Annotated in this window: 13 protein-coding genes; 5 read left to right on the plus strand and 8 right to left on the minus strand. The window is 67.6% G+C overall.

Going from position 1 to position 15685, the window contains the following annotated elements:
- Window positions 1-135 precede the first annotated feature (135 nt).
- On the plus strand, window positions 136-711 hold the full coding sequence (locus ABD793_RS08030; protein WP_344857070.1) for a hypothetical protein: 576 nt from the start codon (window positions 136-138) through the stop codon (window positions 709-711).
- 823 nt (window positions 712-1534) lie between these two features.
- Here ABD793_RS08030 and ABD793_RS08035 read toward each other — a convergent pair.
- The 5 genes from ABD793_RS08035 to ABD793_RS08055 form a co-directional block, all read right to left on the minus strand.
- A complete protein-coding gene (locus ABD793_RS08035; RefSeq protein ID WP_344857073.1) occupies window positions 1535-1993 on the minus strand; it encodes an SRPBCC family protein in 459 nt (152 codons plus the stop codon).
- Window positions 1994-2010: 17 nt separating this feature from the next.
- Window positions 2011-4317, minus strand: a complete 2307-nt coding sequence (locus ABD793_RS08040; protein ID WP_344857077.1) for an oxidoreductase — start codon at window positions 4315-4317, stop codon at window positions 2011-2013.
- Window positions 4318-4594: 277 nt separating this feature from the next.
- Window positions 4595-5368, minus strand: a complete 774-nt coding sequence (locus ABD793_RS08045) for an amino acid ABC transporter ATP-binding protein (RefSeq protein WP_344857080.1) — start codon at window positions 5366-5368, stop codon at window positions 4595-4597.
- Window positions 5365-6324 (minus strand): amino acid ABC transporter permease, encoded by a 960-nt coding sequence (locus ABD793_RS08050; RefSeq protein WP_344857084.1) that lies wholly within the window; start codon window positions 6322-6324, stop codon window positions 5365-5367. The genes ABD793_RS08045 and ABD793_RS08050 overlap by 4 nt, the downstream gene beginning before the upstream one ends.
- Before the next feature lie 18 nt (window positions 6325-6342).
- Entirely contained in the window at window positions 6343-7257 is a 915-nt protein-coding gene (locus tag ABD793_RS08055; protein WP_344857087.1) for an ABC transporter substrate-binding protein, read from the minus strand.
- Between the two features lie 166 nt (window positions 7258-7423).
- Between ABD793_RS08055 and ABD793_RS08060 the strand changes: the two genes are divergently transcribed.
- Genes ABD793_RS08060 through ABD793_RS08070 form a run of 3 tightly spaced genes read left to right on the plus strand, consistent with a single transcriptional unit; the run spans window position 7424 to window position 10888 of the window.
- Window positions 7424-9085: a circularly permuted type 2 ATP-grasp protein gene (locus tag ABD793_RS08060; RefSeq protein ID WP_344857088.1), complete on the plus strand. Its 1662-nt coding sequence runs from the start codon at window positions 7424-7426 to the stop codon at window positions 9083-9085.
- Window positions 9086-9098: 13 nt separating this feature from the next.
- Entirely contained in the window at window positions 9099-10049 is a 951-nt protein-coding gene (locus ABD793_RS08065) for an alpha-E domain-containing protein (protein WP_344858066.1), read from the plus strand.
- On the plus strand, window positions 10046-10888 hold the full coding sequence (locus ABD793_RS08070; RefSeq protein ID WP_344857090.1) for a transglutaminase family protein: 843 nt from the start codon (window positions 10046-10048) through the stop codon (window positions 10886-10888). Before ABD793_RS08065 ends, ABD793_RS08070 begins: the two co-directional genes overlap by 4 nt.
- On the opposite strand, the gene ABD793_RS08075 is transcribed toward ABD793_RS08070, so the two are convergent.
- Together ABD793_RS08075 and ABD793_RS08080 are read right to left on the minus strand one after the other, a co-directional pair.
- Window positions 10889-11869, minus strand: a complete 981-nt coding sequence (locus tag ABD793_RS08075) for a FecCD family ABC transporter permease (RefSeq protein WP_344857094.1) — start codon at window positions 11867-11869, stop codon at window positions 10889-10891.
- Complete coding sequence (locus tag ABD793_RS08080; protein ID WP_344857097.1) at window positions 11866-12882, minus strand: FecCD family ABC transporter permease; 1017 nt, start codon at window positions 12880-12882, stop codon at window positions 11866-11868. Before ABD793_RS08080 ends, ABD793_RS08075 begins: the two co-directional genes overlap by 4 nt.
- 62 nt (window positions 12883-12944) lie before the next feature.
- On the opposite strand from ABD793_RS08080, the gene ABD793_RS08085 reads away from it, so the two are divergent.
- Window positions 12945-13952 carry an ABC transporter substrate-binding protein gene (locus ABD793_RS08085; RefSeq protein WP_344857099.1) on the plus strand — a complete coding sequence of 336 codons (1008 nt, stop codon included), beginning with the start codon at window positions 12945-12947 and terminating at the stop codon, window positions 13950-13952.
- A 38-nt stretch (window positions 13953-13990) separates the two neighbouring features.
- Here ABD793_RS08085 and ABD793_RS08090 read toward each other — a convergent pair whose 3' ends face one another.
- A complete protein-coding gene (locus ABD793_RS08090) occupies window positions 13991-15412 on the minus strand; it encodes a M20/M25/M40 family metallo-hydrolase (RefSeq protein WP_344857101.1) in 1422 nt (473 codons plus the stop codon).
- Between the last annotated feature and the right edge of the window lie 273 nt (window positions 15413-15685).

The raw sequence follows: 15685 nt of genomic DNA on the forward strand, positions 1-15685 counted from the left end.
CGAGTGAACTACATCTGTTCACGCTGTGTTCCGATATCCACGGCCTGAGAGAAGAACCTCACCCCGCCGAGGGAGGGGTCAACGAGCCGGAAAAGGACGCGCGACGACGGGGGCGGCGTCCGTACGCTTCTCGGTATGTCGACAGTCCACCCGGCCGAAGCCCTCACCGTGGAGGAGGCCCGTGTCCTCCAGCAGAACCTGGGCGAACCCCTGCGCCCTGGCCTCAGCCCGGCCGAACTGGACGACGTCGAGGAGCAGTTCGGTTTCGCCTTCTCCGCCGACCACCGCGTATTCCTGACCGCGGGCGTGCCGGTGGGCCAGCGGTGGCCGGACTGGCGGCACGGAAACCCGGACCAGCTGCGCAAACGCCTGGACTGGCCGGTGGACGGCGTGCTCTACGACGTGGAACACAACGATCTGTGGCTCCCCGAGTGGGGCACCCGCCCCCGGGTGCTGTCGAACGCACTGGCGTGTGCAAAACGGCAGCTGGCCCAGGTACCCCAGATGGTCCCGGTCTGCGGACACCGCTACCTACCGGGCATCCGAGGCGCAACCGGCCTGCCAGTCCTGTCGATCTACCAGACCGACATCGTGTACTACGGCTGGAACCTGCGCAGCTACCTACGCCACGAATTCGCCGGCCAGCCCCTGGAACCGCAACCACCGGAAGGCCCGCGAAGGGTGGAATTCTGGTCCCGGTTCATCGAATGAACCGCACCTCCCCGGCCGAGGCGCCAACCGGCGGGGTTGAAGTGGAGGATGTGGTTGGCGGGGTTGGGGTTGCCCGGTGATTGGTGGGGTTGGGGTGACTTGTGGGGATTGGGTTCGGTGGGACCGGCCGGGTTCGACTGGCTTGGCGAGGCAGTGCTAGCTGGGCTCGGCGGCTCGCTGGATATGGCGAGGCGGCCCCGGCTGAGCTCGGCAGGGCTCGCCGGATTCGGCGAAGCAGACCTCGCTGAGCTCGACAGGGCTCGCCGTCTAGCCGAGGTTGGCAGAGCCGGTCGTCTAGCCGAGGTTGGCAGGACTCACCGGCCGGCTGAGCTCGACAGGGCTCGCCGTCTAGCCGAGGTTGGCAGAGCTGGTCGTCTAGCTGAGCTCGACAGGGCTCACCGGCTTGCTGAGCTCGACAGGACTCGCCGTCTAGCCGAGCTCGACAGAGCTGGTCGTCTAGCTGAGCTCGACAGGGCTCACCGGCTTGCTGAGCTCGACAGGACTCGCCGTCTAGCCGAGCTCGACAGAGCTGGTCGTCTAGCTGAGCTCGACAGAGCTGGTCGTCTAGCTGAGCTCGGCGGTGCTCGCTGGATTCGGCGGCACCGGTTCGTTGTGTTCTGCTTACTGTGTCCTGCATCCGCCTTTCGCTGGCGTCGGTGCGCTGCCGGGGCATCGTCGCTACTTCTCCGCGCGCCGTTGTTGCCTCGCCGGGTGCCACTGTTGCGCCGTCGGGCACGTCGTTGCGCCGCCTGGGACACCACCGTCGCGGCGCCGGGGGTCGTCGTTGCGTCGCCTGGGACACCGCTGTTGTGTCGTGGCGGAGTTACTCTGCCGCAGCTTTGAGGTGGGCCAGCGTCGTGGCGATGTTCTTGTGGTTCGCGGCTGCTCGGTTCCACACGCCGGTGCCCAGCAGGGCCGGGATGCGGAACCATCCGGGCCGTCGTTCCCAGGTGCTCTCGGTGACCACGCAGCCTTCCGCGGTGGGCTCGATCAGGTATTCCCAGCGTGAGATCGGCACCGGGCCGAAGTCGACGTCGAAGGCGTACCGGCGGGCTTCCTCGGCGGCGGTGATGGTGACCGTCGTGGTCCAGCGGCGGCCACGGCGGTGGTTCGTGCCGCGAAATCGTGCGCCGACGGCAGGTCCGGTGGCGCCGTCCAGCCAGCGGTGCCGTGAATATTCGGCGGCCACGTCAGCGAGCCGGCCGGGGTCGCTGACCAGCGTGTACACCGTGGCCGGCGGGGCGCTGACGGCAATCCGGCCGGTGGCTGCGGGAGTAGTCACATACCGAGAGTATGCCCTCAGCTGTCCCGGCGCAGCATGCGGCTCACGCCGGCCGCGATGGTCGTCGCCAGTATCCAGCCGGACGCGGTGAAACCGGCGGACACCCAGTTGTCGGTGCCGTGCATGTACCACCGCGATTTGTTCCCGAAATCGACGATCGGCACCAGCAAATCGGCGGTATAAATCACCGGATTCCACTGCAGCCCGGTATCCTGCTGATTGACCAGACACCGCGGCCCGCTGATCGCGAATCGGCCGGAACGGTCTTGCGCGCAGCTGTCCGTACCCAGCCCGAACCACAGACTGCCGAGCACCAGCAGCGTCAACAACCAGCCCAGTGCCCGCACCGGACGATACCCGTAACCGACCATCGACCGTTGCAGCCAACTCCACGCCCGCACACCCGGGCCGAAAATCTTGAAGCCCTTCGCCAGCGCCTCATAGCGGAACTGCTGCTTGCGCAACGCCACCGTCGAGGCATGCTCCTCGTTACCGGCAGCACGCAGAGTCGCGGCGAGCTGGTCGTACGGACCGGGCCGATATCCACGCATTGCCTTGCGCAACAAGACGATCCGATGATCCAGCGCGTCGTCGTCGTCGAGCGCGACGCCATTCTTCAGCGCGTCATAACGGAAATCCTCGAGCTCGAGACCATCGGATGCGGCCCAGATCGCCTCGTTGTCGGCAAGTGAACCGCAATGCGCACGACGCAGCCGCACTGACCCGACCGGCGGCTCGGCCGGGGACAAAATGAATTCATCCGCGGCGACATCACTGGCGTCGAGCGCAATTCCGTGCTGCGGCAGGGAGCTGAGCTGTGCGCCGTTCATGTCCAATCGTCGAGCAATTTGCGCACCGTCAAGATTGACGCCACCTTCCGCAAGAAAAGGACGCTCCTTGTTCTCCGTGAGCACCAAATCGCGACCAATTCGTGCAGTTCGGATGTCCAGTGAGAAACTGCTTGAAGTCCGTTGTCCCGGCTCAGTGAGAACCGTACCGAAAAGGTTTACACTGCCGCCGACCTCCGCGCCCTGCAGCCGCAACGTGCCTTTCAGTGTGGCGTCGGTGAGCTGCAGATTTCCGGAGATCTTGGCGCGCCGAGCGGAGAACGCGTCCCGCCCGGAATGCAGGAACATCGAATTCCACGCGAGGAAATTGCCACCGACCGTCACATCGGCGAGGCGCAATTGCCCGACCGGAACCCGCAGGTTCGTCGCCTCGATGTCGCCACCGATCGAAGATCCGTCGAGGTGCAGCGCGCGGTCGTAATAGGGCGCGGCTTGCCCGCGAACCATGGTGATCTCCGCGCCGGCCAGCCGGAGCGATCCGCCGATGCGCGCATTGACCATGCGGAGTGTGCCGAACGCCCGCAGCCCGTCGGAGAGCTCGAGGTTGCCGTCGACTTTCAGCCGGTCGGCCACGAGCGCGGGCCGCGGATCGAGGTAGGGGTCGCCGGACTTCCACGCGTCCACCACCACCGGGCCCTGTTGATCGACCGTAAGACGCGCCTCTCGCAGTACGATGTCACTGTCCACAGTGGCGCTCGGCAAGTAGAGAATACCGTTCGCAGAAAAGCGCTTCCGCTCGCTCGGCGGACCGTAACTGTCGACCTCGCAAAGCAGGCTGCCACCGATGTGCAGGCCGTTTCCGTTGAACGCGAACCCGTCCGGATTGTCCAAAGTGGCCCCGGAGAAGTTCACATTACCGCCGGCCCGCATACCGGGCAGCCGCACCTCACCCTTGGCGACCATCCGGTAGGCCAGCAACGCACCCGTGACCACCAGCCGGTCGCCCTGGATCGCCTTGCCGTTCGGATGGCTGATCATGGTGCGGGTGAGCACGACCGAGCCGTCGATGACCGCGTCGGTGAAGTTGATCGCCGCGTTGGGCATGCCGCGCTCGCGGTCGTCACCACGCTGGATCGTCGTGGTCTCCTCGACCTCGTGGTCGCCAAGCGCGACCTCCACCACGCTGCGGATCAACCGCACGTCGTTGCGGCTGCGCAGATTGCGCGCCTTGAGTCCGGGCAGCCAGCACTTGCGGAAGACGAGCCCGAGCAAAGTCGCCTCGCGCACGTCCGGCGGATGCTCGAACCGGCACCGCTCGAACCGGAACAGAAAGTTCAGATCAGCCGCCCGCAGGTCGAAGGTGCCCGTGATGTAGGCGTCCTCCACCTGCACGATCGGCGCGTTCGTCGCCTGCCGCCGCCACCGGAGCAGCCCACCGGTGCCAGGTTTGAGCAGGTCCGCCGCCTTCACCTCGTACCGCTTGTCCGGCACCCCGGCAAACGGATCCAACGGCGGCAAGGTCGTGTCAGTCGGCACGTGCGCCCTTCTCCCCACAATGGTCGGTTCCCAGGGAATCGGATCAACGGCCCAGAGGCAAGGGGGCTAATGGAGTAGTGCCGAGGTCGGTCACCTAGCGCAGTCGGTTATTTACCTTTGGTAGTACGACCGCTCTCGGTTCTCTCGCTGAGCAGCGCCGGCCGGCGCACCTCGCCGCGAGCAGTCGACCCGCATCTCCCCGGCGTGGCAGCCCAGGCGAAACAAGCCACAACAGCCGGAAAAGGGGTGGCCGCCCCAGTGGGCAGCCACCCTTTTCTCAGGCGTTCGGGTTCAGGACCCGGGACAGGAACGTCTTCGTGCGTTCGTGCTGGGGAGATCCGATGACCTGGTCCGGCGGGCCGGACTCGACGACGATGCCGTCGTCCATGAAGAGGACCTTGTCGGCTACCTCGCGGGCGAATTGCATTTCGTGGGTCACCACGACCATCGTCATGCCGTCTTTCGCCAGCTGGCGCATGACGCCCAGTACGTCGCCGACCAGCTCCGGGTCCAATGCGGACGTCGGCTCGTCGAACAGCATCAGTTTGGGTTCCATGGCCAACGCGCGGGCGATGGCGACGCGTTGCTGCTGACCGCCGGACAGCTGGCCAGGGTACGAGCTTGCCTTGTCGGACAGGCCGACCCGCTCCAGCAGTTCCAGCGCCCGTTCCCGTACTTGCGCCCGCGGTTCGCGGCGAACCTGGACCGGCGCCTCCATCACGTTTTCCAGCGCGGTCATGTGCGGGAACAGGTTGAAGCGCTGGAACACCATACCGATGTCCTTGCGCTGGGCGGCGATGTCCTTGTCCCGCAACTCGTGCAGTTTGTCGCCGCGTTGCCGGTAACCCACCAGCACGCCGTCGACGTAGAGCCGTCCGGCGTCGATCTTCTCCAGGTGGTTGATGCAGCGCAGCAACGTCGACTTGCCGGAGCCGGACGGCCCGATCAGGCACAGCACTTCGCGCTCGTGCACCTCGAGGTCGATGCCTTTGAGCACATCGAGCGAACCGAAGCTCTTGCACACCTTCTGCGCGGAAACGACCGGGGTCACCGGGAAGCACCTCCACCCTCGCCGGCACCGGAACCGAGACGGAAGCCGAGCATCCGCGAACCCCATTTGTTCTGCCGCGGCCGGCTGTGCGAACTACCGCGTGCGAAATATCTCTCGATGTAGTACTGCGCGATGGTGAGCACCGTCGTCATGAACAGGTACCAGAGCGCGGCCGAAATCAGCAGCGGCACCGTCTGGTAGTTCTGCGAGTAGATGGTCCGGACCACCTGCATCAGCTCGAAATACCCGATCACCACGACCAGTGACGTGGTCTTCAACATCGAGATGGTCTCGTTGCCGGTGGGCGGGATGATCACCCGCATCGCCTGCGGCAGCACGATCCGGCGCAGTGTCTTGCCCCGGCTCATACCGAGCGCGGACGCGGCTTCCAGCTGGCCGGAATCGACCGACTGGATACCACCACGCACGATCTCGGCCATGTACGCGGCTTCGTTCAGCCCGAGCCCGAGCAGCGACGCGGTCAGCTGGGTGATCAGCGTGTTCGTGTCCCAGCTGACGAACGTCAGACCGAACGGAATACCGAGACCGATCCGGGAATAGGCCAGTCCGAGGAAGTTCCAGATGATCAGCTGGGTGATCAACGGGGTACCGCGCAACAACCAGATGTACACCGATGCGGCGCCGGACATCAGCGGGTTCGGCGAAAGCCGCATCACCGCAAGCAGAATGCCGCCGACGATGCCGATGACCATGGAAAGCACGGTCAGCAGCAGGGTGTTCTGCAGGCCGTGCAGGATCCGGTCGTCGAAGAGGTATTCGCCGACGACCGGCCACTGCAGTGCGTCGTTCGTGACCACGCTGCGGACCACGATGAACGCGAGGAACAGGATGATGACCCCGGCGATCCAGCGGCCGTAGTGCCGGACCGGGACCGCCTTGATCGGGGCGGCGTCGTTCGGCGCCCCGGTGGGGGGCGCTTCAGGGGATTGCGACACGAGAGACTAAATCCTCACTCAGGGGGCCGGGTTGATCTCCGAGGTGGTCACCGCACCGGAACCGGACAGACCCCATTTTTCGAGGATCTTCTTGTAGGTCCCGTTGTCGATGAGCTTCTGCACCGCGCCCTGCACGGCCTTGCCGTAATCGCCGCTGTTCTTCGGGAGCAGGATGCCGTACGGCGCGGTGTCGTACGGCGCGCCGACGACCTCGAGCTGCTCGTTGGTCTGCTGCACCGCGTAGTCGATCACCGGCGAATCGGCGAGTTCCGCCTGCACACGCTTCGCGGTCAGCGCGAGGTTCGCGTCGGTCTGGGCCTCGAAAGTGGTCACGTTGATCGCCGGCTTACCGGCGTCGGTGCACGCTTTGGTGCGCTTCTGCAGATCCTCCACCTGAGTGGTGCCCTGCTGAACGGCGACGTTCTTGCCACACAGCTTGTCGACGCTGAGCCCCTCCGGATTGCCTTTCAGCACCGCAAGTGAGGTGCCTGCCCGGTAGTAGGAGATCATATCGACCGACTTCATCCGGTCGGCGTTGATGGTGAACGACGAAATCCCCATCTCGTACTTCTGCGCGGCGATGCCGGGGATGACGCCGTCGAAGGTGGAGTTCTGGAATTCCGCCTTCAGGCCGAGCACCTGCGCGAGCGCGGTACCGAGGTCGACGTCGAACCCGGTGACCTTGTCGCCCGCGTCCTTGAACTCGTTCGGCGGATAGGTCTGGTCCTGGCCGACGACGATCTTGCCGTCCGCCTTGACGGCCGCGGGCAGCTGCGCGGCGAGCTTCTCGTCCTTCGCCTGCGCGGCGGTGTCTCCCGACGAGCCACCGGGGGCGGCCGAAGATGCCACCCCTCCCGCGCCGTTGCCGCCCGCGCCGCAGGCCATGGTCAGGCCTGCCAGCGCGAAGGCCGGGAGAAGGGCGAGTGCCTTCATCTGGTGTCCTCGGGCCACTTCGTCACTCCTCGTAGTTCTCAACCGTCGAGAGCACGCATATTGCCACTCGTAAGCGGGGATGCACAGCACCCGGACGTTACGGGGCAGTTTCGCACAGGACAGCCGGTGTCACGCAGGTCGCGCCGAGCTGGCACGGTGGGTAAGGATGGCGACCATGAACAGCACCTCCGGTCCCCGGCTGCCCCCGTCCGGACGACGTGCGCGAACGGTGCGCGGCAGGCGGGCGACCCGGCCAGGGGCCCAGTTCGACGGCTACCTCGCGCCGGAACGGCCGTACCCCGGCGCGTACGACGAAATGTTCGCACCCGACGGCACCGTGCGCGGTCCGTACCGCGCGCTGTACGGGTCGATCGCCGGGCTCGACGCCAGTGATCTGACGAACCGCGCGCAGGCCCTCGATCGCGCGATGGTGGATCAGGGGATCACGTTCTCGCTCTCCGGGCAGGAACGGCCGTTCCCGCTCGACCTCGTCCCGCGGGTCATCCAGGCGACCGAGTGGACGAGGCTGGAACGCGGGGTGGCGCAGCGGGTCCGTGCGCTCGAGGCGTTCCTCGCCGACGTGTACGGCGACCGGCAGATCCTGCGTGACGGGGTGCTGCCACGGCGGCTGATCACCTCGTGCGAGCACTTCCACCGCGAGGCCTACGGCGTCAAACCGCCGAACGGCGTACGCATCCACGTGTCCGGTGTGGACTTGGTGCGTGACGAAGAGGGCACGTTTCGCGTACTGGAGGACAACCTTCGCAACCCCTCCGGCGTGTCGTACGTGATGGAGAACCGGCGCACGATGGCGCGGGTCTTCCCGGATCTGTTCGCCCAGCACCGGGTTCGCCCGGTGGGTGACTACGCGGCACACCTGCTGCGCGCGCTGCGGGCGGCCGCGGCGCCGAACGTCGCCGATCCGACGGTCGTCGTGCTGACCCCGGGGGTGTACAACTCCGCCTACTTCGAGCACTCCCTGCTGGCCCGGCTGATGGGCGTGGAGCTGGTCGAGGGCCGCGACATGTTCTGCCGGGACAACGTGGTCTACCTGCGCACCACCGAGGGCGAGCGGCCGGTGGACGTGATCTACCGGCGGATCGACGACGAATTCCTCGATCCGGTGCACCACCGGCCGGATTCGGTACTCGGCGTGGCGGGCATCCTCAACGCCGCCCGCTCCGGCAACGTGGTGATCGCCAACGCGGTGGGCAACGGCGTCGGCGACGACAAGCTCGTCTACACCTACGTGCCGGAAATGGTGCGCTACTACCTGAACGAAAAGCCGATCCTGCCCAATGTGGACACCTTCCGGTGCTGGCTGCCGGACGAGCTCGAGCACGTGCTGGCACACCTGGACGAGCTGGTGGTGAAGCCGGTCGAGGGCTCCGGCGGCTACGGCATCGTGTTCGGACCGGACGCGAGCCGCAAGGAGCTGGAGGCGTTGCGCCGGAAGGTACGCGCCAACCGGCGGGGCTGGATCGCACAACCGGTGGTGCAGCTCTCCACCGTACCGTCCAATGTGGAGGACCGGCTCGCACCGCGGCACGTCGACCTGCGCCCGTTCGCGGTGAACGACGGCAAGGAGATCTTCGTGCTGCCCGGCGGGCTCACCCGGGTCGCACTGCCGGAGGGCAGTCTTGTGGTCAACTCCTCACAGGGCGGCGGTTCGAAGGACACCTGGGTGCTCGCCTCGCGCACCTCCACCGCGGAACGCGAACTCGACCGGCCCGCACTCGGCGAAGTGTCCGTTGTAGACGGATTGGCCGCGGACCAGGGTCCGGAGCTGTCCACATCGCAGCAGCAGCAACAGCAACAGCAGAGCTGAGGAAGGGTTCGTGATGCTGGCCCGCAACGCGGAATCGCTCTACTGGATCGGCCGTTACGTCGAACGCGCCGACGACACGTCCCGCATCCTCAACGTCTCGGTGCACCAGCTGCTGGAGGACGCGAGCGTGGACCCCGACCACGCCAGCCGTCAGCTGCTCGCCGTACTCGGCATCCCCAGCGCGGACGGGGACGGCGTACTCGACGTGTGGAAGCTGACCGAACTGGTTGCCTATGCCAAGGACAACCCCTCGTCCATCGTCGGCTCGATCAACTCCGCGCGGGAGAACACCCGGGGCGCACGGGAGGTCGTGTCCACCGAGCTGTGGGAGTGCCTCAACGCGACCTGGAACGCGGTGCCGGACCGGCAGCGCTACGCCCGCCGCGCCGGACCGCACGCCTTTCTGTCCTTTGTGGAGGAGCGAGCGGCGATGTTCGCCGGGCTCGCCGACTCCACGATGAGCCGGGACGACGGCTGGCTGTTCCTGGTGCTCGGCCGGTCGGTGGAGCGTGCGGACATGGTGGTGCGGCTGCTGCTTTCCCGGGTTTCGGACCGGGCCTCCTCGCCGGGCTGGATGACCGTGCTGCGCTCGGCCGGTGCGCAGGACACCTACCTGCGCACCAACCGGGGCGCACTCGACGCCGCCCGGGTCGTCCAGTTCATGTTGCGGGACACGCTGTTCCCCCGGTCGGTGTTCCACGCGCTGCGCCAGGCGGAGGATTGCCTGCAACAGCTCGACCACGGCCGCAACACGCGGGACAACGACAAGTCGGAGGCGGTCCGGCTGCTCGGCAGGGCACGCAGTGAACTGGAATTCCTGCACCCCTCGGCATTGCTGGACGATCTGCCCCGACGGCTGCAGGGGCTGCAGACGGCGATCAAGGACATCGGCGAAGCGGTGTCGATGCAGTATTTCCACACCTCGCCGTGGGTGGCGTGGAGCGGGGCGGAGGTTTCACTGTGACCTGGCAATTGCGCGTGACGCACCGCACCGGCTACCGGTACGCGACGCCGGCAACGCAGTCGTACAACGAAGCCCGCCTCACCCCGCGTTCGGATCGACGGCAAACCACACTGGCCACCCGGATCGAGACCAGTCCGGCAACGCGCGCCTACCGCTACACCGACTACTGGGGCACCGAGGTCACGTCGTTCGACCTGCACGCACCGCACACCGAATTCGCCGTGCTGGCGACGTCGGTGGTGGAGACCGCCGACGAAGCCGAGCCCGTGCACACTGCGACGTGGAAGGAACTGCACGGCGAGACCGTCGTGGACCACCGCACGGAGTACCTCACCCGTACGCCCTACACCCCGAACGACCAGGAACTGTCCAAACAGGCCCGTGCGCTGCGCAAGGGTCTCGACCCCGCCGATTCGGTACTGGCCGTGTGCGAGTGGGTCAACAAGCAACTCAAGTACCAGCCCGGTACCACCGGCGTGCACAGCACCGCGACCGATTCGTGGCGTGCCCGCGAAGGCGTGTGCCAGGACTTCGCACACGTGACGCTGGTGATGTTGCGGGCCATCGGGATTCCCGCCCGGTACGTCTCCGGGTACCTGCACACCAGGCCGGAGGCGAAGCTCGGCGAGACGGTGGAAGGCGAGAGCCACGCCTGGGTCGACGTGTGGACCGGCGGCTGGTGGGCCTACGACCCGACCAACGCGATCCCGGTCGGGCCGCGGCACGTGTGGGTGGCCACCGGCAGGGACTACGCGGACGTCGCGCCGTTGAAGGGGATTTTCACCGGCGCCAGTCAGTCCAGTTTGGACGTGTCCGTGCAGCTGACCCGGCTGGCCTGATCACGCGGTACGCCGGTTCCGCGAGATCGCCAGCAACCACAACAGGTACCCACCGCCCAGTGCCGCCGCCACCACGCCGACCGGCAGCAGCGAGGCGTCCAGGACGCGCTGGCCGAGGTAATCCGCGGCCAGTACCAGTACCGCGCCCATCGCCGCGGACGCCAAGAGGTTCGGCCCCGGCCGGTGGGTCAGGCGGAGGGCGAGCTGCGGTGCGGCCAGCGCGATGAACGGGATCGGCCCGGCCGCCGCGGTGGCGGAAGCGGCGAGCGCAACCGCCGCGACCAGCACCACGGCGCGCACCCGTGGAACCGCGACGCCGACCGCGACCGCCGCGTCGTCACCCATCTCCAGCATCCGCAGTGCGCGATTGTGCAGGAAGACGAACGGCGCGAACACCACCACCGCGAGGCACAGCGGGATGAAGTAGCTCCAGTCCCGGCCGGCGAGGTCGCCGGTCAGCCAGCCGACCGCCTGTGCCGCGGCTTCGAGTTTCGCCCGCACCAACAGATACCCGTTGACTCCGGCGAGTACCGCGCTCACCGCGACCCCCAGCAGCACCAGCCGGGAGCTGAGCAACCCGTGTGGCGCACACAACGCGGTGATGACCAGTGCGGTGAGCAGACCGCCCGCGATCGCCCCGACCGCGACCAGGCCGGGGCCGGCACCGAGCAGCAGGATCATCAGGATGCCGCCGGTCGCCGAACCCGTGGTGAACCCGATGATGTCCGGACTGCCGAGCGGATTCCGGGTCACCGTCTGGAAAACCGTTCCGGCGAGCGCGAGTGCGATGCCGACGAGCACCCCCACCAGTGCCCGCGGTAGCCGTCCGGTCACCACGAGGTACTGCGCCTTCGTGCCGGAGCCGGCGAGTGTGCGCAGCACCTCGGCCGGCGTCATCTCGTAATCCCCGGTCCCGACCGCCAGCACGACCAGCGCGCACGCTGCCACGGTCAGTACTGCCACGATCACCCAGAGCCTCATCGCCGCACCGCCTTCAGCCGCCGCGCCACGACCACGAACGCGAGGCCGCCGAGTACGTCGGTCAGCACGCCGACCTGGATCTCGCCGGAGCCACCGAGCAGCCGGCCGAGCACGTCGCAGCCGAGCAGCAGCACCGGGCCGAGTACCGCGGACAACGGCAGCACCCACCGCTCGTCCGGTCCGATCAACGCGCGCACGACGTGCGGGATCATCAGCCCGACAAAGGCAATCGGCCCGCACGCCGCGGTCGCCGTCGCGGACAGCAGGCCCACCGCGACCATGCCGCTCACCCGCACCAGCCCTGGGTTCGCACCGATCCCGCGTGCGGCGTCCTCGCCGAGCGCGATCGCGTTCAACGGCCGCGCCAGCACCGCCCCGAGCACGAGCGCGGCCACGAAGAACGGCAGCAACCCGGCCAGTCCGGCCAGATCCCGGTTCACCAGCGAACCGACGAGCCAGGCCCGCATCTGGTCGAGGCTGTGCGTGTTGATCATCTGCATGCCCTGGTTGATGCCGACGAACAGGGCCTGCACCGCAACCCCCGCGAGCACCAGCCGCAACGGGCTCACCGAACCGCCGATCACGGTGACCACCGCGGTACCCGCCAGCGCGCCGACGAACGCGAACCACACCAGCTGTCCCGGCGCGTGCACCGAAAAGACCGCGCTGCCGAGCACAATCGCCACTGCCGCGCCGTGGTTGATGCCGAGCAGGCCCGGATCGGCGACCGGATTGCGCGTGATCGACTGCAACAGCGCACCGGCCAGCCCGAGCGCGATCCCGACCGCGAGGCCGACCAGTGTGCGCGGCAACCGGTCGTCGCGGATCACCACGTCGTCGAACGTGCCGCTGTAGGCGAACAGGCCGTGCAGCACGCTGCCGAGCGACAACCGGTTGGACCCGAACCCGATCGACAGCAGCACCACGGCAATGAGTGCGACCACCGCTACCGCGAGTACCACTCCGGGTACTCCCCGGCGCCCCGGTGTGACGCGCTCCGCGAGCTGAACCATGGCGTCGAGGTTAAGGCAAGGCTAGCCTTATGCGGAACCGCACCCGAATTCCCGGAGCTGCCATGAACCTCTCGCCGCTGTCCCGCCGTGGATTCCTCGCCGGCACCGCCGCCGCCGGCGCACTCGGCCTGCTCAGCGCCTGTGGCTACCAGGACGACCAGTCCTCTTCGGACAGTGCAGCGACCTGGCGCTTCACCGACGACCGCGGCCGCAAGCTCGACGGTCCCCGGCCGGAGCGGATCGTCGCGCAGGTGACCGCGGCAGCCGCGCTGTGGGACTTCGGGGTGAAGTCGGTGGGCATCTTCGGCCCGTCCAAACTGCCCGACGGCAAGCCGGATCCACAGGCCGGTGGCGTCGATCCGAATGCGGTCACCTCACTGGGCAACGTGTGGAACGAGTTCAACTTCGACAAGTTCGTCTCGCTGAACCCGCAGCTGCTGGTCAGCGTGATCTACCTGAAACAGCAGATGTGGTACGTGCCGGACACCTTGGCGGACAAGGTGGACCAGGCCGCGCCGAGTGTCGGGATCGGACTGCAGGGCATCGCGATGCCGGAGGGGATCGCGAAGTTCGAGAAGCTGGCCAAGGCGCTGGGCGCGAACGTCGACACGGACGCGATCAAGCAGGCGAGGACGCAGTACGAGCAGGCGGACGCGAAACTCGGCGAGGCGATCAAGAAGGCGTCCGGGCTCAAGGTGCTGCTCGTGTCGGCGCAGAAGGACACCGTGTACGTGGCCAACCCGCCGGCCTTCGCGACCTCGAAGCATTACCAGGACAAGGGCATGAAATTCGTGCTGCCGGACCAGGTCGACGAGAGCCAGGGCGGCTACTACCAGGAAGTCAGCTGGGAGAACATCGGCAAGTACCCGGCCGACGTGATCATGTACGACTCCCGCGGCGGCTCGCTTTCCCTCGGCCCCGACGGCCTCGGCTCAGTACCCACCTGGCAGCAGCTGCCCGCGGTGCAGGCGGGCCGGCTGGTGGCGTGGAACAACGAGACGCCGTTCTCCTACCAGCGGTTCACCCCGGAGCTGAACCGGCTGGCCGAGGCGCTGGGCAAGTTCGCCTGAGCCGCCCTCGTGCGCGGGCACGAGGGCGGGCCGGAGAATCAGCCGCGGGCGTGCGCGTCGAGCAGGTGCGCGACGGCTTCGGTGACCCGCTGGGCGTAGTCCAGGTTCAGCCACTCGTCCGGCACGTGGATGTTCGAATCCGCACTGCACGCGCCGGTCACCAGGAACTGCGCGTCCGGGTACTTCTCGCCGAGCAGCCCCATGAACGGGATCGAGCCGCCCATCCCGGCCGCGCGGTGCGGACGGCCGAACACCTCGTCGTTCACGCGGCGCAGCGCGGCGGTGAGCCACGGCGCCTCCTCCGGCGCGTTCCAGCCGTTCTCCGCCTGGGCATCGTCTGCGATGGTCACCGCCGCGCCGTAGGGCACGTCCGTGGTCAGTGCCCGCTTGATCGCCGCCAGCGCCACGTCTGCCTGCGCGGTCGGCGGGAGACGGAAGCTCAACGTGAGCGTGGTGCTCTGCCGCAGCACGTTGCCCGCCTCGGCGGGCAGCGGCAGCCCCTCGCCGCCGATGATCGACAAGGTGGGCCGCCAGTAGTTGTTCAGCAGCAGCTCAAGCGCGTCTTCCGACACCGTCTTGCCGCCGCTGACCAGCGGGAACGCCGTGCGCAACGACTCCGGCGCCACCTCCGCCACGGCCTTGACCTCGGCGAGCCTGCTCTCCGGCACCTCGACGTTGAGCTCGGACAGCTTGATCTCGCCGGTCTCCGCGTCCTCGATCCGCTCCAGCAGCTGCCGCAGCACGCGGAACGAACTGGCCACGACACCGCTGGCCAGACCGGAGTGCTGCGCCGCGGCGAGCAACTGCACGGTGACCGTCAGGTGCACCATGCCGCGCAGGCTGGTGGTGAGCCACAGCCGTTCGTAGTCCATGCCGCCCGCGTCGAGGCAGACGACCAGGCTGACCTCGCCGAGCCGTCCGCTCAGGTGCTCGATGTAGGCGGGCAGGTCCGGGCTGCCGGATTCCTCGCCGGTTTCCAGCAGCAGTGCGATTCGCGCGTGTTCGCCGCCTGCTGCGTGCACGGCCTCCACCGCGGCACTGGCCGCGTACCCGGAGTAGCCGTCGTCGACCGAACCGCGGCCGTAGAGGCGGCCCTCGCGGATCACCGGCGTCCACGGGTCCAGCCCCTCGGACCAGCCGCCGACCGGGGGCTGTTTGTCGAGGTGGCCGTACATCAGCACGGTGCCCTCGGCCGAGGCGCCCGGGGTGGCCGGTACGTCGACGAACAGCAGCGGCGAACGGCCTTCGAGGCGGAGGACCTCGATCTGCGCGCCGGGCAGGTTCCGGCCCTCGAGATAGGTCTTCACGTGCTCGACAGCGGCCGCGAGATGACCGCTGGCCGCCCAGTCCGCGTCGAACGCCGGGGACAGCGCCGGGATCGCGACCAGACCGGAAAGGCTCGGTGTGACGTCGTTGGTCCACGTCGACACCACGGATTCACGTACGGATTTCTGTTCCACCCCGGCCATCCTGCCACGGTGACCGACATCACTGCGGTGGCCGAGTCACGGGCACCGCGGCGCCGGGACCGGCGCCCGGGTGCGCACGGCGCTGGTGAGACCGCGGATGGCCGCCCGACCGTTCCTGCTCCCATACTCGGGCTTCCGAACGTTTTCGCTGATCAGACGCTTTTTCTCAGCAACAAATCAGTATCCGTGGCTCACCATCGCGGCACCCTTCGTGCCAGGATGTGGCCACGAACCGTCAACGCCGACGGCGGTCCGGCGCCCCGA

This window comes from Amycolatopsis ultiminotia (assembly GCF_039536925.1).
Classification (GTDB): domain Bacteria; phylum Actinomycetota; class Actinomycetes; order Mycobacteriales; family Pseudonocardiaceae; genus Amycolatopsis; species Amycolatopsis ultiminotia.

What these genes read in the sequence shown, in the direction of transcription:
- ABD793_RS08060 (WP_344857088.1), top strand. Translation starts at nt 7,424, where the DNA reads ATGGCGACCATGAACAGCACCTCCGGTCCCCGGCTGCCCCCGTCCGGA.
- ABD793_RS08055 (WP_344857087.1), bottom strand. Translation starts at nt 7,257, where the DNA reads ATGAAGGCACTCGCCCTTCTCCCGGCCTTCGCGCTGGCAGGCCTGACC.
- ABD793_RS08065 (WP_344858066.1), top strand. Translation starts at nt 9,099, where the DNA reads ATGCTGGCCCGCAACGCGGAATCGCTCTACTGGATCGGCCGTTACGTC.
- ABD793_RS08075 (WP_344857094.1), bottom strand. Translation starts at nt 11,869, where the DNA reads ATGAGGCTCTGGGTGATCGTGGCAGTACTGACCGTGGCAGCGTGCGCG.
- ABD793_RS08080 (WP_344857097.1), bottom strand. Translation starts at nt 12,882, where the DNA reads ATGGTTCAGCTCGCGGAGCGCGTCACACCGGGGCGCCGGGGAGTACCC.
- ABD793_RS08030 (WP_344857070.1), top strand. Translation starts at nt 136, where the DNA reads ATGTCGACAGTCCACCCGGCCGAAGCCCTCACCGTGGAGGAGGCCCGT.
- ABD793_RS08085 (WP_344857099.1), top strand. Translation starts at nt 12,945, where the DNA reads ATGAACCTCTCGCCGCTGTCCCGCCGTGGATTCCTCGCCGGCACCGCC.